We start from the raw sequence: 17,263 nt of genomic DNA, 5'->3' as shown, positions 1-17,263 counted from the left end.
GTGGGTTCACTTTATAATAAAAGAGTTTTTAGACAGAAGTATTTTTTATAACAAGTACAACAAAACAGAAAAAAAGTGCATCGTCGTGCCAGCAATAACAAATACGTGCCAAATGGCATGATGAAATTTAAAGCCGCGCCAAACATAAAATATGGCGCCTACCGTATATAAAATGCCTCCAATCACAAGCAGAACCACTCCGTTATGCGGAACACCCTGCACGAGGGGCTTCCAGGCAAAGACAATAAGCCATCCCATTATTACATATAGTAAAGTGGAAATGTGAAGGAATTTCTTTACAAAAAAAGATTTGAAAACCGTTCCAGCAACAGCAAGTCCCCAGACAATCCCGAATAATGTCCAGCCGAGCCATCCCTTTACTGCGATGAATAAAAATGGTGTGTATGTGCCAGCAATGAAAAAATAAATGGAGGAGTGGTCAAGTATTTCGAATACATCCTTCGCTTTTCCATGTGGAAGAGCATGGACGAGTGTAGACGATAAGTATAAAATAACCATGGTGCTTCCGAATAAGGTGAAGCTTACAACATGCCAGGCTGTACCGTGCAAGGCGGAGAATACAATGAGCAAGACGAGGGCTGCGATGCTTAGCAGCGCCCCAATTCCATGGGTAATTGAATTTGCAATTTCCTCTCCTTTAGAAAATGTGTGTGTAGTTGCCATCTGTATCCTTCCTTTCGAACGCGAGGCTGGGAATGAGTAGATGTAGTGTTTTTTTGCCTCGTTCTTGAAAAAACATTAATTCTACCATATCATATATCAAGCAAATGGAAAACTGCCATACGTCCGATTTCAAAATCATTTGTTTTCCGTGAGACATATTGCTGCAGAAGGAAGAGTGGTCATTGTGTTAACATTGCTTCAAAACGGCGAAGTATACGCTCCACATTATATAGGAAGAAAAGATATTTTGCTTGTCGGTAGCAAAATTGGGTATATACAGGATAGGATTGAAGTTCCCGCTAACTTTGTGGATGTGCGGGTAATAGATGCTTCAGATACATATATTGTTCCTGGATTTATTGATCCGCATGTTCATATTATCGGCGGCGGAGGTGAAGGCGGTTTTAAGACGCGCACACCGGAGCTGCAGTTAACGGATGCAACGACTTCGGGTGTTACAACGATAGTTGGGTTGCTCGGTACAGACGGAACAACAAGACGGATGGAAAGCTTGCTGGCAAAGGCACGTGCACTTGAGGAGGAAGGCATTACTTGCTATATTCATACCGGCTCGTATCACCTGCCCGTGCAAACGCTAACGAATCGTATTCAGGATGATATTATTTTAATTGATAAAATTATTGGGATTGGGGAGATTGCAATTTCAGATCATCGTTCTTCACAACCTACATTTGAAGAGCTGGCAAAGGTAGCGGCAGCAGCGAGAAATGGCGGCATTTTATCAGGTAAGGCCGGCGTAGTGGAGGTTCATGTTGGGGATGGCATGGCGCAGCTGCGGTTGCTCGAAGAGATTGTCGATCAAACAGATATTCCAATCCGGCAGTTTCATCCAACTCATATAAATCGTAATGCTGAGTTATTTGAAGCGGGAATTCACTATGCAAAGAAAGGCGGTTATGTGGATTTTACAACGAGTACCATTCCGCGGTTTTTGGAGGAAGGGGAAGTGAAATGCTCGCGTGGTCTGCGAATGATGTTAGAGAGAGGTGTGCCGATTGGCTGCATTACATTTTCTTCGGACGGACAAGCAAGCTTGCCTGCGTTTAGTAGTGATGGAGAATTTCTTGGGCTGCAGGTGGGAAGTGTCTCTTCCCTTTTCCAAGAAGTGCGTGATGCAGTGTTACAGGAAGGGGTTTCCCTTGAAACAGCATTGCAGGTTATTACTTCTAACACATCCCATGTGTTAAGGCTACCGGATAAAGGGTATGTAAAGGAAGGAAAGGATGCTGACATTGTGCTGCTCGACAAACACACGCTGCAAATTGACTCCGTCTTTGCGAGGGGGAGATTGATGGTAGAGGGAGGTACTCCTGTTGTGAAAGGAACGTTTGAACGCTAATGGTAAATTTAGCACATATTTGTGTCAAAGCAATGCTTGTCATTGACGGTTCTCCCTTTTTTTGTCACAATATAAGTAGCAGTAGCATGCCATGCTAAGGGGGATAAAATATGCCGAATATTGGATTTCCAGGATTGATTTTAATTTTACTTATTGCTCTTGTTGTATTTGGTCCGAAAAAGCTTCCGGAGATTGGGCGCGCATTCGGTGAAACGTTAAAGGAGTTTAAGAAATCGACAAAGGATTTGCGTGATGATGTGCTAGATGGGGACAGCAAAGACAAAAAATAAAAGCTATATAAAAGATGTAAGGTGACAATTCTCTTGCATCTTTTTTACACGGTAGGAAAGTATAAATTTCCAGCTAGAAGTGAATTCGGCGTAGTCGGAAATTTTAGGAATACAGTATAAGCAGGGCTACGCCTCTGTTTTCGCCCAAAAGCAGGGCTCGCCAGTCGGCGAGTTTTCTTTATATGAGCCAGGGAATGGGAAATGTGGTGAAAGAATGAACGATCAAGAGATGAGCGTGGTAGACCATTTAAGTGAACTGCGCAAGCGTATTATCATTACAATGATATTCTTTTTTATCTTTTTAACGGTCGGCTTTATGTATACAAAGGAGATTTATACGTTCATTGTCAAGGATTTGCCGATGAAGCTTACCGTGCTCGGACCTAGTGATATTTTATGGATTTATTTTATCATTGCCAGCGTTTTCTCTATTGTATGTACAATTCCTTTTGCAGCTTTGCAACTTTGGCTGTTCGTGAAGCCTGCATTATCTCCGAATGAGCGGCGGGCGACGCTTTTATATGTGCCCGCATTATTTTTATTATTTGCAGGTGGACTTTGCTTTGGGTATTTTGTTATTTTACCGTTTGTGCTGCAGTTCTTGGTGAATCTTGGAAAAGAAATGTTTCAATCAATGTTTACAACAGAAAAGTATTTTGAATTTGTTTTAAATATGACACTGCCGTTTGCGGTTCTGTTCGAATTGCCGGTTATTGCCATGTTTTTAACAAGCATTGGTTTATTAAATCCGATTGCCCTTCAAAAGGTGAGGAAGTATGCTTATTTTGTTTTAATAGTGATTGCGGTTAGTATTACACCGCCGGATTTTGTTTCAGATTTCTCTGTAGCGATCCCGTTGTTATTTATTTATGAAATCAGTATCTCTGTCTCTAAGTTTGTATACAAACGCAGGTTAAAGCGAGAGATGGAACACCCGGGAGAAAGTGTCTCATATGAGTAGGCACTTTTTTCCTTTTTTGGTTATAATATTTATGAAAGCGTATACAATAAAAAGAAAGAAGTTGCATAAAAATTTAAAGAAAATTCATGATTTTCCTGAAATTTAGACAAACTTTTTAGATCTATTCATTTATACTAAAAATAAATTCCAAAAGAAGGATTGATATTTGTGATAACAAAAAGCTTTTATTTCACTCATTCGTCTGGAAATTGCATCAAGATTGTTGATATCCCCGTGCTAGAAGTCCAACATCCTTTAACATTCCAAATGCAGTCACGTCTTCAATTATTGGTCTCCAAAATTCAAAAGCATAGTAGTCCGAGATTTTCTTACTCATTCCGGGAATATTTACGTAATTGTCTCCCTTGGACTGATTACTCCAAAGTATATGAGATTAATTCGCTCGAAAAAAATGCATAGCAGCAAGTGTAAAAAGAGCGGGGGCAGCATCCGCTTTTTTTCGCACCATTGCAGAGATAGAAAATTGGGCTACTGAAGGAAATAAGATATAGTAAGTGTTAGTAAAGCAGCGCAGCTGATGCAAAGGCGTGTTTGTACATAATTCATGATAAAACCTCCTAAACGTCTTTATATATAGAATGTTCAGGAGGTTTTATCTGTTATACATAATAGTAGCTTTTTTCTTATATTTTACTTGAGGCAATTACATAAGTTTGTCTGTTTCGTGAATAAAATGGGTGATACCGTTTTTCTTTTCACGTCCTTTTGTTACAATAAAAAGGATGGTATGGAAAGGGGCTTATGTATGATAAAAATAACTCACATGAGATTTGCAGCCATAATATTTCTTTGTTTGATGATACTGGCTGGCTGTAGTACAGGATCGAAAATCCCTAAGGCGTTAAATTGGGATATTGCAGATTTTCAATACATAAATCAAAATGGGGAGTCCTATGGTTTAAAAGATTTAAAAGGGAAGGTATGGGTTGCTGATTTTATGTTTACGAATTGTACGACGGTCTGTCCACCGATGACTGCCAATATGGCGCGTCTGCAAAAAATGGCGAAGGAAGAAAAGTTGGACGTGCAATTTGTTTCTTTTAGCGTTGATCCGACTGTAGACAAACCTGATGTTTTGAAGACATACATACAAAAATATACAACAGATACAAACAATTGGGCACTTTTGACAGGTTATTCACAAGAAGAGATCGAACAGTTTGCAAAGGAAAGTTTTCAAACGCTTGTCGATAAGCCAGATTCAACAGATCAAGTTGTACATGGCACGTCTTTTTATTTGGTTGATCAAAATGGAAAGGTTATGAAGAAATATAGCGGTGTATCGAATACCCCGTATGAGGATATCATTCGGGATATAAAAAGATTGTTACGATAAGTTATCGTATGCGTTAAGTAGAAATTTATAATGTATGTAAGAAAATATAACAAAAAGATTGACTGAAGAGGCCTTTTTTATAGAAGGGCCTCTCTTTTTTTAGCGAAGAAGCGAAAAAAGACGAATGTTTAGCAAAGTGAAACTTATAATGTTATCGCTTTCAATCAGAAATAGCAGAAAATTTACCAAAATATAGTTGTACTTACCAAAAAAATATGTATAATGAAAATATCGAAAATGTTACATAATCTAACATTTTATGTTAGATTTTATTACAGGAGGTGTTTGTGAAAAAAGAAAGACTTTCTCATTGCCGTGAGAAAGTCTTTCCAGAACCAGCATAAATTGTCGAGTTCTATGCTTGGTTCTGATTATATCATATGTAATTAGAATCTGATAAGGGGTGTTTGTATGGGATTTGGGAAGTTGTTTCAAAAAGGATGGTCAAAGAAAATAGTTGTTGCAGCAGCAACAGCAGCAACTTTCGCGCTGAGCGGATGTGCTGCATCTACAGCAGTTGATCAAGAAGAGAAAAAAGAAACGAGTACAGGAGATACAGTAAAAGTTGGTGTGCTTCATTCATTGAGTGGAACAATGGCGCTTAGTGAGGTATCCTTGCGCGATGCAGAGCTTATGGCTATTAAAGAAATTAATGACGCAGGCGGTGTACTTGGTAAAAAGATTGAGCCTGTTGTTGAAGATGGAGCTTCTGACTGGCCGACATTTGCTGAAAAGGCGAAGAAGTTGTTGCAAAAGGATCAAGTAGCCACCATTTTTGGGGGATGGACATCTGCGAGCCGTAAGGCGATGCTGCCGGTAGTAGAACAAAACAAAGGTTTGCTTTGGTATCCCGTGCAATATGAAGGTATGGAATCTTCCCCGAATATTTTCTATACAGGTGCAACAACAAATCAACAAATTGTACCAGCTGTATCGTGGCTTTTGCAGAATAAAGGAAAGAAGTTTTTCTTAATTGGCTCTGATTACGTATTTCCGCGCACTGCCAATAAAATTATTAAAGCGCAGTTAAAGGCAGAGGGAGGAACGTTATTAGGGGAAGAATATACGCCGCTAGGTCATACAGATTACGGCACACTAATTAGTAAAATTAAAGAAGCAAAGCCGGATGTTATTTTTAATACATTAAATGGTGATAGCAACGTTGCTTTCTTTAAACAATTAAAGGATGCAGGACTTACATCTAAAGATGTAACGGTAATGTCGGTAAGTATTGCGGAAGAAGAAATCCGTGGAATTGGTCCGGAGGTTTTGGAAGGTCATTTAGCTGTGTGGAACTATTTTCAAGCAACAGACACACCGGAAAACCAAAAGTTTGTAGACTCATATAAGAAGGCATACGGTCAAGAGCGTGTGACGGATGATCCGATTGAAGCTGCTTACTTTGCTGTATATTTATGGGCAGAAGCAGTGAAAAAAGCAGGGTCATTTGATGTGGAAAAGGTAAAGGCTGCTGCTGATGGTATTGAATTCAAAGCACCAGGCGGAACGGTTAAAATTGATGGCGCAACGCAGCATACTTGGAAAACTGTTCGTATCGGGGAAATTCAAAAAGATGGCCAATTTAAGGAGATTTGGAATTCTGGAAAGGCAATCCAGCCTGATCCATATTTAAAAGGCTATACGTGGGGCAAGAATTTGAACTAACCGAACAAGAGAATAAGGGAAAGGTAGTTTACGATTCCCTTATTCTTCTTTTTATGAACAGAAAAGGAGTGAATTATATGTCTGTTGTTATTACACAGCTTTTTAACGGGGTCAGTCTAGGTTCCATCATGTTGCTTATCGCTCTTGGTTTAGCGATTACCTTTGGATTGATGAATGTCATTAATATGGCACACGGTGAGCTTATTATGGTTGGCGCCTATATGACGTATGTCGTACAGCAAGTATTCACGAAGTACTTACCAATGGATTTATTTGATTACTATTACATAGTAGCTGTTCCTCTCGCTTTTTGTGTCTCGGCGCTTCTTGGAGTGATAATAGAGAAAACGCTGATTCGATATTTGTATAATCGCCCTCTAGACAGTCTACTAGCAACATGGGGTGTCAGTTTAATTTTACAGCAAGCGGCACGTTCTATTTTCGGGGCGCCTAACGTAGCTGTTACAGCCCCTTCGTGGTTAGATGGAGGTTTAGTGATTGCGGGGCTTGTTTTTCCATACAAGCGTTTATTTATCTTGTTTTTAGTGCTTGTTTGTATGACTGTCTTATACTTCTATTTGGATAAAACCGCTGCAGGAAGAAGAATGAAAGCTGTTACAATGAACCGGAGCATGGCATCTTGTCTTGGGGTTTCAACGAAAAAGGTAGATGCCTATGCATTCGCTCTCGGTTCTGGACTTGCGGGGATTGCGGGTTGTGCCCTCACCGTTCTAGGACCAATTGGATCTACAATTGGAACCTACTACATTGTGGACGCTTTTATGGTTGTAATTTTAGGCGGCATTGGCAAACTTGTTGGGACAATACTTGGGGCATTTGGAGTTGGAATGGTCGAAACGATTGTAGAGTATTCGACTGATGCATCTATGGCAAAAGTAATTGTTTTTGTACTTATCATTGCATTCTTACAATTTAGGCCGTCCGGACTCGTTAGTGTCCGTACCCGCTCACTGGATTAAGGAGGGAAACAAATGAAACATAAGTGGGGATATAGCTTGTTTTTTCTTATCTTATTATTGGGCCCCTTCTATTTAACAGAATTCAGGCTTGCGTTATTAGGGAAGTTCCTTTGCTTTGCAATGATTGCGCTTAGTATATGTCTGATTTGGGGGTATACAGGTATTCTCAGTCTTGGACATGGTGTGTATTTTGGACTGGGTGCTTACTGTATGGCTATGTATTTAAAATTAGAGGCTGTGAACGGGAAGCTCCCAGATTTTATGGAATGGAGCGGCTTGTCTGAACTGCCGTTATTTTGGAAGCCTTTTTCTAATCCGGTATTTGCAATTACAGCCGCTGTATTCATTCCAGCTTTGTTAGCTGCTTTTTTAGGATATCTAACATTTAAAAATAGAATCAAAGGTGTATATTTTTCTCTTATCAGTCAGGCGGTTGTGGTTGTAGCGGTAACTTTGTTTATTGCAAAACAGGACTTGACTGGTGGAACGAATGGTCTAACAAACTTCTCCACTGCATTTGGTTTTTCACTTTCCTCACCACTTGTACAAATTGCCTTGTACATCCTTACCGTCTTCGTACTAGCGTTAGCATTTTGGGTGTATTCGTTTATGACAAACAGCCGTTTTGGCCGTGTATTAATGGCAATCCGTGATGGGGAGAACCGAGTTCGTTTTCTTGGCTTTAATCCAACTGCTTACAAGGTATTTGTCTATAGCGCTTCAGCAGCGTTGGCTGGATTGGCTGGTGTTTTGTTTGTTCTGCAGGTTGGTCTTATCTCACCCGCGATGATGGGTATCATTCCTTCTATTGAAATGGTTCTCTGGGTAGCAGTCGGTGGCAGACATTCATTAATTGGAGCAATCATCGGAGCGATTATAACCAATAGCGCTAAAAGCTTTTTCAGTGAGACCTATCCAGATATTTGGCTAATTTTTCTCGGTCTTTTGTTTATCATCGTTGTTGTGTTTTTGCCAGAAGGAGTTGTGGGAGCATTTCAGTCGCTTAAGCAGCGTTTTATGAAGACAAAAGCAAAAGGAGGACAAAAGGATGCAGCCGATTCTATCGTGTCGTAATATTCTCGTGGATTTTTCTGGGTTCAAGGCCATTCAAGGAGTCGATTTAGAGGTTCAACCACAGGAGGTTCGTTTTTTAATTGGTCCGAATGGAGCAGGAAAAACAACAATGCTTGATGTGATTTGCGGAAAAACGAAGGTGAGATCTGGTGAGGTTTTGTTTCAGCAGACAAAGAAAATCACAAAATTACAGGAGCATGAAATTGTAAATCTCGGCATTACAAGGAAATTTCAGGCACCGTCTATTTTTTCAAAGCTTACAGTGTTTGAAAATTTAGAACTGTCTGTTAAACAGAGAAGAAATTTATGGTCAGTGCTTCGGGCGAAGTTGTCTGGTGAGGAGAAGGACAAGATTGTTTCCTTGCTTGAAAAAATTGGCCTGAAGGAACAGATGAGTGAAGCAGCCGGATCACTTGCGCACGGTCAAAAGCAATGGTTAGAGATTGGTATGCAACTTATGCAAGAGCCTCAGATTTTGCTTCTCGATGAACCGATTGCTGGTATGAGTGAGTCAGAGCGTTATAAAACAGGTGAGCTTATTCATGAAATTGCTGATACATGTTCTGTTCTTATCGTGGAGCATGATATGGAATTTGTGAAAAATTTTTCTAAAAAGGTAACGGTTATGCACGAAGGAAAGGTACTATGTGAAGGATCGATGGAGGAAATTCAACAAAATGAGCAAGTGGCTGAAGTGTATTTAGGAAGGAGGGGAAAAGCTTGCTGAAAGTAGCTTCGTTACAATCCGGATACGATGAGAGTATGGTGTTAGAGAATATTGATATGGAAGTACTCCCAGGATCTGTTGTTGCTGTTCTAGGCAGAAACGGTGTTGGAAAATCAACACTTATGAAAAGTATCATAGGATTGCTCCCGTTAGCTGCAGGTTCTATTATTTGGGAGAACAATCCTATTGAAAAGCTGCCTCCTGAGGAGCGGACGAAGAGAGGTATGGCTTATGTTCCACAGGGAAGAGAGATTTTTCCGACGCTTACAGTGGAAGAAAATCTGCTACTTGGACTTGAATCTCTTCCGAAACAGGAACGAAAAGGGATACCAGAGCACTTGTTTGAGATGTTTCCTGTTTTAAAGGAAATGCTCCACCGAAAAGGAGGGGATTTGAGTGGGGGCCAGCAGCAACAGCTTGCAATTGCCCGTGCATTGGCGGGCCAGCCAAGATTACTGCTTTTGGATGAACCGATGGAAGGTATTCAGCCCTCCATTGTCCAATTAATTCAACAGGTCATATCACAAATTGCCGCTTCGAAAACAGTAGGAATTGTGCTAGTAGAGCATAGTCTGGATGTAGCGTTCGAATGTGCGGATTATTACTATGTTGTTGACCATGGTAAGATTGTTGCGCATGGGGATATCGCTTCCGCACAGATGGATGAAGTGAAAAAGTATTTAGTCGTATAACGGGGAAGGGAAAGGGTGATTCACATGAAGCTGACAGCTCGTGAACAAGAGAAATTGTTAATTGTTGTAGCAGCAGATTTGGCAAGGCGTCGCCAGGCAAGAGGATTAAAACTCAATTACCCGGAAGCTGTCGCGATACTTACATACGAAATTTTAGAGGGAGCACGTGACGGGCAGTCGGTCACCGATCTTATGCGTTATGGCACAACCATTTTAACGAGAGATGATGTAATGGAAGGAATTCCTGAAATGATTTCAGATATTCAGGTAGAGGCGACATTTCCAGACGGGACGAAGCTTGTTACTGTTCATAGTCCAATTCGCTAGGAGGGGTTATTGTGATACCAGGAGAATACAGATTACAAGCAGAGCCGATAGTTTGTAATGCTGGCAAGAAGGGACAAACGGTGTCTGTGCTCAACCGGGGAGACCGTCCGGTGCAGGTCGGTTCACATTTTCACTTTTATGAGGTCAATGCAGCACTTTCCTTTGAGCGGGAAAAGGCGTATGGCATGCACTTAAACATTCCGGCAGGGACAGCTGTTCGCTTTGAGCCGGGGGATGCGAAGGAAGTAGAACTCGTTCCGTTTTCGGGCTCCCGCCATGTATATGGTTTAAATAACGGTGTGAACGGAGCGTTAGATAAGGGGGGAGAAGGATGAGCTTTCGTATGTCACGACAGCAATATGCGGATATGTTTGGTCCGACTACTGGGGACTGTATTCGTCTTGCGGATACGGAGTTGTTTATTGAGATTGAAAAGGATTATACCGTATATGGGGATGAAGTGAAGTTCGGAGGCGGAAAGGTGATCCGTGATGGAATGGGTCAGCATCCGCTTGCGGGGCGTGAAGCTGCCATGGATCTTGTACTTACAAATGCTGTTATTCTCGACTATACGGGCATTTATAAGGCGGATATTGGGATAAAGGATGGGAAAATCGCTTCTATCGGAAAGGCGGGCAATCCGTTATTGATGGATCATGTAGATATGATGATTGGGGCTTCCACTGAAATTATTGCTGCTGAAGGAATGATTGTAACTGCAGGTGGCATTGATGCTCATATTCATTTTATCTGTCCACAGCAAATTGATACTGCGCTTTCCTCTGGGATTACAACAATGATTGGCGGTGGAACGGGACCGGCCACGGGTACAAAAGCAACAACATGTACTCCAGGTGCATGGAATATATTTCGGATGCTTGAGGCGGCAGACGCATTTCCGATGAACATCGGCTTTTTAGGGAAAGGAAACGCCTCAGCTGAGGAGCCGCTTATTGAGCAAATCGAAGCGGGTGCGATCGGCTTAAAGCTCCATGAGGACTGGGGTACAACAGCGGCGGCAATTGATACCAGCTTGCGCGTGGCGGACAAGTATGATATTCAAGTGGCAATTCATACCGATACGCTCAATGAAGGCGGCTTTTTAGAAGACACTATTGCTGCAATTAATGGGCGTGTTATTCATACATACCATACGGAAGGAGCAGGAGGAGGCCATGCGCCTGATATTATGAAAGCTGCGAGCTTCCCGAATGTGCTGCCTTCCTCCACAAACCCGACTCGCCCGTATACCAAAAATACACTAGATGAACACTTAGACATGCTTATGGTCTGTCACCATCTGGATCCTGCTATCCCCGAGGATATTGCTTTTGCTGATTCACGCATTCGTAAGGAAACGATTGCTGCCGAAGATATTATGCACGATTTAGGCGTGTTTAGTATGATTAGCTCTGATTCGCAGGCAATGGGCCGCGTTGGGGAAGTAGTATCCCGTACGTGGCAAACAGCGGATAAAATGAAAAAGCAACGCGGGAAGTTAGCAGGGGATACCGGAAATGGAGATAATTTTCGGGCAAAGCGCTATGTTGCCAAATATACGATTAACCCAGCGTTAGTGCATGGAATTTCAGAGTATGTTGGCTCGGTGGAGGTTGGAAAGCTTGCTGATTTAGTGCTATGGGAGCCTGCTTTTTTTGGAGTGAAGCCTGAGCTAGTAGTAAAGGGAGGAATGATTGCCAGCAGCTTAATGGGAGATCCAAATGCTTCTATCCCAACGCCGCAGCCTGTTTTGTATCGGCCGATGTTTGCAGCCTTTGGCCAAGCACTGCATAAAACAGCAATTACATTCGTGTCGCAGGCAGCAATGCAAAGCGGCATCCCGGAAAAGCTTGGCTTGAAAAAAATGGTGCAACCTGTGCGCGGTGTGCGGACGCTGCAGAAGAAGGATATGATTCACAACGGTGAAATGCCTCATATTGAGGTAGATCCGCAAACATATGAAGTGAAGGTAGATGGAGAGTTAATTACATGCGAGCCTGCGGAGGTTGTGCCGATGGCTCAGCGATATTTCTTATTTTGAGGTGAGATGTATGATTATTGAACGCATTGTTGGAAACATCGAGACGGCGGAGAAGCTTGCTCCGCATAAGGAAAGGGTATACATGGAGAGCAGTGATCTTGTGAAACGGATTCAGCGTGTTACAACGGATCATGGAAAAGAGATTGGGATTCGCTTGAAGGATGCGAAGGATTTACAGGATGGCGACATTTTATATCAAGATGAAAAGAATATGATTGTTATTAGCGTACTCGCAGATGACTTGCTGGTCATCTCACCAACCTCGCTGCAGCAAATGGGAGAAATTGCGCACCAGCTGGGCAATCGTCATCTTCCGGCGCAGTTCGAGGGAGGAGAAATGCTGGTGCAGTATGATTATCTTGTAGAGGACTTACTACAGCAGCTTTCGATTCCACATCGCCGGGAAGAGCGAAAGGTGAGACAGGCGTTCCGTCACATTGGGCATAAGCATGATTAATAAACTGTTGTCCCTGCTGCAGCTGTGCGACTCGAATTTTCCGTCAGGTGCCTTTTCACACTCCTTTGGATTAGAGACGTACATATATGAACAAGGGATTCACAATACCATAACGTTTCAGGCTGCTCTTCATACATATATGGACATACAGGTGACGTATACAGATGGATTGGCATGTCATCTTGCTTATGAGTATGTAAAAGAGGGGAATATAGAAAAGCTATGGGAACTTGATGCCATGCTGTCCGCACTCGCGCTTGCGAGGGAGACGAGAGAAGGCAACCGTAGGATTGGAGAGCGGCTAGTAAAGCTTTGTAGTGTACTATATTCCGAGTTTGTTCTTCTTGCTGAATATGGGCAGCGTATAAGAAAGAAGGAAGCATACGGTCACCCTGCAATTGCATTTGCACTTGTTGCATACGGTTTGGAAATTAACCAGAGAGAGACAATAGCGGCATACATATACTCAGTTGTGCAATCGCTGATTCAAAATGCCGTTCGAGCTGTTCCCCTTGGTCAAACGGATGGACAAAAGCTGCTATTGTTTGTGCAGCCCCTTATCCAGCAGGCTGTGCAGAAAATTGAAAAAGCCGATGCAGAAGAACTAGGCATGACGTCACCAGGACTTGAGATTGCCCAAATGAGGCATGAGCATTTACCTGTCAGATTGTTCATGTCATAACGATAGATAAGAAGGGATGAATGAGAGATGGAACCAGTACGAATTGGTGTAGGCGGACCTGTGGGTGCCGGTAAGACAATGCTTGTGGAAAAGCTGACAAGAGCGATGCATAAGGAACACAGTATGGCCGTTGTTACAAACGACATTTATACGAAGGAGGATGCGCTGTTTTTAATGAAAAATGGCATTCTGCCAGAGGACCGCATTATCGGCGTTGAAACGGGAGGCTGCCCGCATACCGCGATTCGCGAGGATGCATCTATGAATTTTGCGGCAATTGATGAATTAAAGGAACAGCACGCTGATTTAGAGATTATTTTTGTAGAAAGCGGCGGCGATAATTTAGCTGCAACATTTAGCCCAGAGCTTGTTGATTTTTCTATTTATATTATTGATGTTGCGCAAGGGGAGAAAATTCCTCGAAAAGGTGGACAAGGAATGATTAAATCCGATTTATTTATTATTAATAAAATCGACCTTGCTCCTTATGTCGGCGCTAGCTTAGAGGTAATGGAACGCGACACGAAAGCGGCACGTGGAAATAAGCCATTTTTCTTTACGAATCTAAAGGACGAAACAGGATTGAATGAGGTGGTCGAGTGGATTAAAAAACAAGCGTTGCTTATAGGGCTGTAGGTATGGAACACACTGGTTCTCTCTGCATAGAGGCGATGCAAAAGGATGGACAAACTATCATTTCTGATTGTTGGTTTGAAGGGGCATTTAAAGTGACGCGACCTGTATACCTTGAATCCTCTCATCCTACGATTTACTGCATTCATGTAGGGGGAGGGTATGTAAATGGTGATTCCTATGAAACCAGCATTTCCTTAAAGAAGGATGCAAGGCTGACGGTCACAACGCAAGCCTCGACCAAGGTATATCGAACACCAGATAAACCAGTCCGTCAGTATACTTCTATCTTATTGAAGCAAGGAAGTATACTCGAATTTTTGCCTGACCCTCTTATTGCGTATGAGAAATCCCGCTTTGTCCAGGAAACGACAGTGCATATGGAAAGAGGGGCAACTTTTTTATATAGCGACATTATCACGCCAGGCTGGTCCAAAACAGGGGAACACTTTCAATATGATTGGGTTCGTTCTAAGCTGAAAATCTATGAGGATGAAAAGCTTCAAGTATATGATCATCTTTTTTTACAGCCTAAAGGTCACGATATGTCTTCCTTTATGCAAATGGAGGGGTATACGCATTTTGGAGCATGGCTTCTCGTTTCCCCGTTTGTTACCGAACAATGGATAAAAGAGCTAAGTAATATATTAGAAACTTGCAGTAGTGAAGCAAGAATTGGCTGGTCTGCTTTAAAAACAAATGGCATTGTTGTTCGTGTGCTTGCTTATCATACACAAACAATTGAACGTATATTTCAAGCGTGTACGGATTTAGTGAGAAGGCAATGGCAGCAAGTACCGCTCGATTTAAGAAAGTATTAGGGAAACACAGGGGGATTTGTGTATGAGTGGCAGTTTTTTATCTATATTGGCACTAGGATTTATATTAGGAATCAAGCATGCAACTGAGCCAGACCATATTATTGCTGTTTCAACCATCGCAAGCCGGACAAAGAAACTATCACGTTCCTCTATGACAGGAATATTTTGGGGTCTTGGTCATAGTGCAACTCTTTTAGTAGTCGGTATGATTGTGATAGGTTTAAAGCAGCAAATTTCTGAGCAAACGGCGGCTTTTCTAGAGTTTTTCGTTGGTATTATGCTTGTATACCTTGGTGTGAATGGGGTTCGTCTAAGTAGAAAACAAAAGGTGCATGAACACGGAGGCACAAAACATTTTCATGCGAAGTCGTTTGCAATCGGTTCAATTCACGGCTTAGCTGGAAGTGCAGCGATGGTGTTGCTTACTTTAACAAGAGTAAATACAACAATGGAGGCGTTCCAGTTTATTTTAATCTTTGGAGTCGGAACAATCGCCGGCATGCTTTTATTTACGACAGCGCTTGGCCTACCATTTATATGGGCAGCTTCCCGTCATTCTTTGCAGTCCTCCGTTGCGGTGATGGCATCCGCGCTTAGCTTGCTGTATGGCTTATATTACATGTATAGTATTGCATTTTAGAGGAGGAAGCCTTGATATATCGAGATTTTTAAGGTGTATTCCGCATTTTTAATGCCGTGAATTTTAAATTAGCTATTTTCTGAGAGGTTTCTCATGAGTTCACTGAACTTTTGGGAAGCCTCTTTTTGCACTTTAAGAATGCATAAATTTCTAGCCGGAAATCAACTTGACGTAGTGAGAAATTTTAGAAATAAAGTTTAACAACTGTCCCTACACAACTGCCCATATATCTACATATAATGAATGTGTTCAATAACATATCATGTAGTACAGTATCTAAAGTCGGAAAATATTTCTAGAATGATAGTGTGAAAGGGGGAAAGTAAAGAATGGTTAACTCTGGATATATTTCTAATAACACCAACATAAAAAAAAGTACGGGAACCCCAAATCTTTTTTTTGACTCCAGAAATAGTGTACTTTTCAAGAGAAATGATGAAAATATTGCTTATGAAGTAACCTCAACACAGTTGCCCGCTATGGTAGGTGGAGCTTTTGTTGACATCTTTCTAACCAAGGGATTTATAAGAGAGCCACACTGGCATCCAAACGCATGGGAGCTAGATGTCGTCGTTTCAGGAGAAGCGATCACTTCCATCCTTGACCCGGATACTAAGCAGCTGCATCATTATCGAGCAAAGGCAGGTCAAGTGGTCTTCATACCAATGGGCTGGTGGCATTGGATTACACCTGTCTCAGATGAAGCGCACCTCCATCTCTTCTTTAATAATGATCAACCAGAAAATGCAGATGGTTCTGATATGTTGCGTTTCACACCTCCAGAAGTGTTCGAAAATGCCTATAATATAAATGCGAAACAATTAGCAGAGGTACTGGCTCCGATAAATGATTCTGTAGTAATAGGGCCTCCAAACTCAACTGTAGGTCGACAATTAAACACAAAATACAGCGATCAATACAATGGACATAGTTCGATAACCGTAAAAATTGGAGAAAACATACTTACCTTAGACAATGGCATAGAAAGCTGATACGGAAAGCTAAATCTTTTTTAATGAAAGGATACGTTTAGGGAGAGATACACAAGGACTCGAGAGTTGGGTCCTTTTCCTTTTATGAGCGCCCAGCTAAGCTGTAGTCTGCATTCCCTGGAACTCCGTGCTATACTCATTCCGTATGAACATGGTATATATAGAGAAATAGAAACTACGTAGGAGAAATCTCATGATACTGCCAAGAAATTAATCAACTTTCTAGAGCGGAGTTTCTGGTAACAAAAGTAAGAGCAGCCTCACAATGCGGGGCTGCCTTTGCTTTGTTGATGACCTGGATACACCATCATAGTCCTACATATTCGGTTCTTTCCTAAATGTTTAGTACTCATTTAGTCAATGGACAAAATGTCGTTTGTGTATGCTGCTCGCGGTGCACGGATTTCTAAAACACCATTTTGATAAGACACTTTTGTATTTTTCTTGTTGATAGGGTAAGGCAGCTTGATGAGACGAGTAGCTTCTGTGAGGGAGCGTTCGCGGCGGTAATAGCTATCGGTATCGTTTTGCTCCTCTTCTAGCACATCGTCCTTTACGGAAATACGTAAATAATCACCTTGTACTTCTATAACAATTTGATTTTTGTTTATGCCTGGCAGTTCGGCTTGAATGACAAGGGAATCACCTGATTCATACAAATCAACAGGAAATGTCACTAGCCGATTTCCTTTTTGAAGCAAATGATTCATTTCTGCGATGATATTGCGTAAAGGTGTCTGCTCAAAAAAGTTATCAATTTGTTTTAAGTAATTTTTGATTTGAGAACGGTTGAGCTCATTTTTATTATTTTCGCTCATTATCATTACCTCCTTAAAATGACTCTGCGATATCATATGATGCATTTGCCTAAAGGTGATGG

The 17,263-nt window shown here is 41.6% G+C and carries 21 protein-coding genes; 19 read left to right on the top strand and 2 right to left on the bottom strand.

All coding sequences use genetic code 11. The features are described 5' to 3' along the window. Positions 1-45: 45 nt before the first annotated feature. Positions 46-684 carry a PAQR family membrane homeostasis protein TrhA gene (trhA, locus tag AAHB12_RS09930; RefSeq protein ID WP_342045188.1) on the bottom strand — a complete coding sequence of 213 codons (639 nt, stop codon included), beginning with the start codon at positions 682-684 and terminating at the stop codon, positions 46-48. Positions 685-868: 184 nt separating this feature from the next. On the opposite strand from trhA, the gene iadA reads away from it, so the two are divergent. The 19 genes from iadA (at position 869) to AAHB12_RS09835 (ending at position 16,383) form a co-directional block, all read left to right on the top strand. After that, positions 869-2,044 carry a beta-aspartyl-peptidase gene (iadA, locus tag AAHB12_RS09925; protein WP_342045187.1) on the top strand — a complete coding sequence of 392 codons (1,176 nt, stop codon included), beginning with the start codon at positions 869-871 and terminating at the stop codon, positions 2,042-2,044. Positions 2,045-2,154: 110 nt separating this feature from the next. Continuing rightward, entirely contained in the window at positions 2,155-2,334 is a 180-nt protein-coding gene (locus tag AAHB12_RS09920) for a twin-arginine translocase TatA/TatE family subunit (protein WP_129726516.1), read from the top strand. A gap of 214 nt (positions 2,335-2,548) precedes the next feature. Further along, complete coding sequence (gene tatC / locus AAHB12_RS09915) at positions 2,549-3,295, top strand: twin-arginine translocase subunit TatC (RefSeq protein WP_342045186.1); 747 nt, start codon at positions 2,549-2,551, stop codon at positions 3,293-3,295. 168 nt (positions 3,296-3,463) lie between these two features. Beyond that, positions 3,464-3,715: a DUF2535 family protein gene (locus tag AAHB12_RS09910; RefSeq protein ID WP_129726514.1), complete on the top strand. Its 252-nt coding sequence runs from the start codon at positions 3,464-3,466 to the stop codon at positions 3,713-3,715. 364 nt (positions 3,716-4,079) lie between these two features. Next, positions 4,080-4,652, top strand: coding sequence for an SCO family protein (locus AAHB12_RS09905; protein ID WP_342045246.1), 573 nt, complete (start codon positions 4,080-4,082; stop codon positions 4,650-4,652). A gap of 411 nt (positions 4,653-5,063) precedes the next feature. Continuing rightward, positions 5,064-6,317, top strand: a complete 1,254-nt coding sequence (gene urtA, locus AAHB12_RS09900) for an urea ABC transporter substrate-binding protein (RefSeq protein WP_342045185.1) — start codon at positions 5,064-5,066, stop codon at positions 6,315-6,317. Positions 6,318-6,394: 77 nt separating this feature from the next. Further along, on the top strand, positions 6,395-7,297 hold the full coding sequence (gene urtB, locus AAHB12_RS09895; RefSeq protein WP_129726512.1) for an urea ABC transporter permease subunit UrtB: 903 nt from the start codon (positions 6,395-6,397) through the stop codon (positions 7,295-7,297). 12 nt (positions 7,298-7,309) lie between these two features. Continuing rightward, a complete protein-coding gene (gene urtC, locus AAHB12_RS09890) occupies positions 7,310-8,371 on the top strand; it encodes an urea ABC transporter permease subunit UrtC (RefSeq protein WP_129726511.1) in 1,062 nt (353 codons plus the stop codon). Next, positions 8,346-9,098: an urea ABC transporter ATP-binding protein UrtD gene (gene urtD / locus AAHB12_RS09885; RefSeq protein WP_129726510.1), complete on the top strand. Its 753-nt coding sequence runs from the start codon at positions 8,346-8,348 to the stop codon at positions 9,096-9,098. Before urtC ends, urtD begins: the two co-directional genes overlap by 26 nt. Beyond that, entirely contained in the window at positions 9,092-9,790 is a 699-nt protein-coding gene (gene urtE / locus AAHB12_RS09880) for an urea ABC transporter ATP-binding subunit UrtE (RefSeq protein WP_129726509.1), read from the top strand. Before urtD ends, urtE begins: the two co-directional genes overlap by 7 nt. A 24-nt stretch (positions 9,791-9,814) precedes the next feature. After that, a complete protein-coding gene (locus AAHB12_RS09875; protein ID WP_342045184.1) occupies positions 9,815-10,117 on the top strand; it encodes an urease subunit gamma in 303 nt (100 codons plus the stop codon). A gap of 11 nt (positions 10,118-10,128) precedes the next feature. Then, positions 10,129-10,452 carry an urease subunit beta gene (locus AAHB12_RS09870; RefSeq protein ID WP_342045183.1) on the top strand — a complete coding sequence of 108 codons (324 nt, stop codon included), beginning with the start codon at positions 10,129-10,131 and terminating at the stop codon, positions 10,450-10,452. Continuing rightward, positions 10,449-12,158 carry an urease subunit alpha gene (gene ureC, locus AAHB12_RS09865; RefSeq protein ID WP_342045182.1) on the top strand — a complete coding sequence of 570 codons (1,710 nt, stop codon included), beginning with the start codon at positions 10,449-10,451 and terminating at the stop codon, positions 12,156-12,158. Before AAHB12_RS09870 ends, ureC begins: the two co-directional genes overlap by 4 nt. Positions 12,159-12,168: 10 nt before the next feature. Further along, entirely contained in the window at positions 12,169-12,615 is a 447-nt protein-coding gene (gene ureE / locus AAHB12_RS09860; protein ID WP_342045181.1) for an urease accessory protein UreE, read from the top strand. Then, positions 12,608-13,297: an urease accessory protein UreF gene (locus AAHB12_RS09855; protein ID WP_342045180.1), complete on the top strand. Its 690-nt coding sequence runs from the start codon at positions 12,608-12,610 to the stop codon at positions 13,295-13,297. Before ureE ends, AAHB12_RS09855 begins: the two co-directional genes overlap by 8 nt. A gap of 27 nt (positions 13,298-13,324) precedes the next feature. Beyond that, positions 13,325-13,933, top strand: coding sequence for an urease accessory protein UreG (ureG, locus tag AAHB12_RS09850; RefSeq protein WP_129726504.1), 609 nt, complete (start codon positions 13,325-13,327; stop codon positions 13,931-13,933). Between the two features lie 2 nt (positions 13,934-13,935). Next, positions 13,936-14,751: an urease accessory protein UreD gene (locus AAHB12_RS09845; protein WP_342045179.1), complete on the top strand. Its 816-nt coding sequence runs from the start codon at positions 13,936-13,938 to the stop codon at positions 14,749-14,751. Between the two features lie 22 nt (positions 14,752-14,773). Beyond that, entirely contained in the window at positions 14,774-15,391 is a 618-nt protein-coding gene (locus AAHB12_RS09840) for a HoxN/HupN/NixA family nickel/cobalt transporter (RefSeq protein ID WP_129726503.1), read from the top strand. 329 nt (positions 15,392-15,720) lie between these two features. Continuing rightward, a complete protein-coding gene (locus tag AAHB12_RS09835) occupies positions 15,721-16,383 on the top strand; it encodes a cupin domain-containing protein (RefSeq protein ID WP_342045178.1) in 663 nt (220 codons plus the stop codon). A gap of 353 nt (positions 16,384-16,736) precedes the next feature. Here the strand turns inward: AAHB12_RS09835 and AAHB12_RS09830 are convergent, their stop codons facing one another. Further along, entirely contained in the window at positions 16,737-17,201 is a 465-nt protein-coding gene (locus AAHB12_RS09830) for an Hsp20/alpha crystallin family protein (RefSeq protein WP_129726502.1), read from the bottom strand. Between the last annotated feature and the right edge of the window lie 62 nt (positions 17,202-17,263).

The organism is Bacillus sp. OTU530 (assembly GCF_038440375.1).
This window is presented reverse-complemented; position numbering and strand designations above follow the sequence as displayed.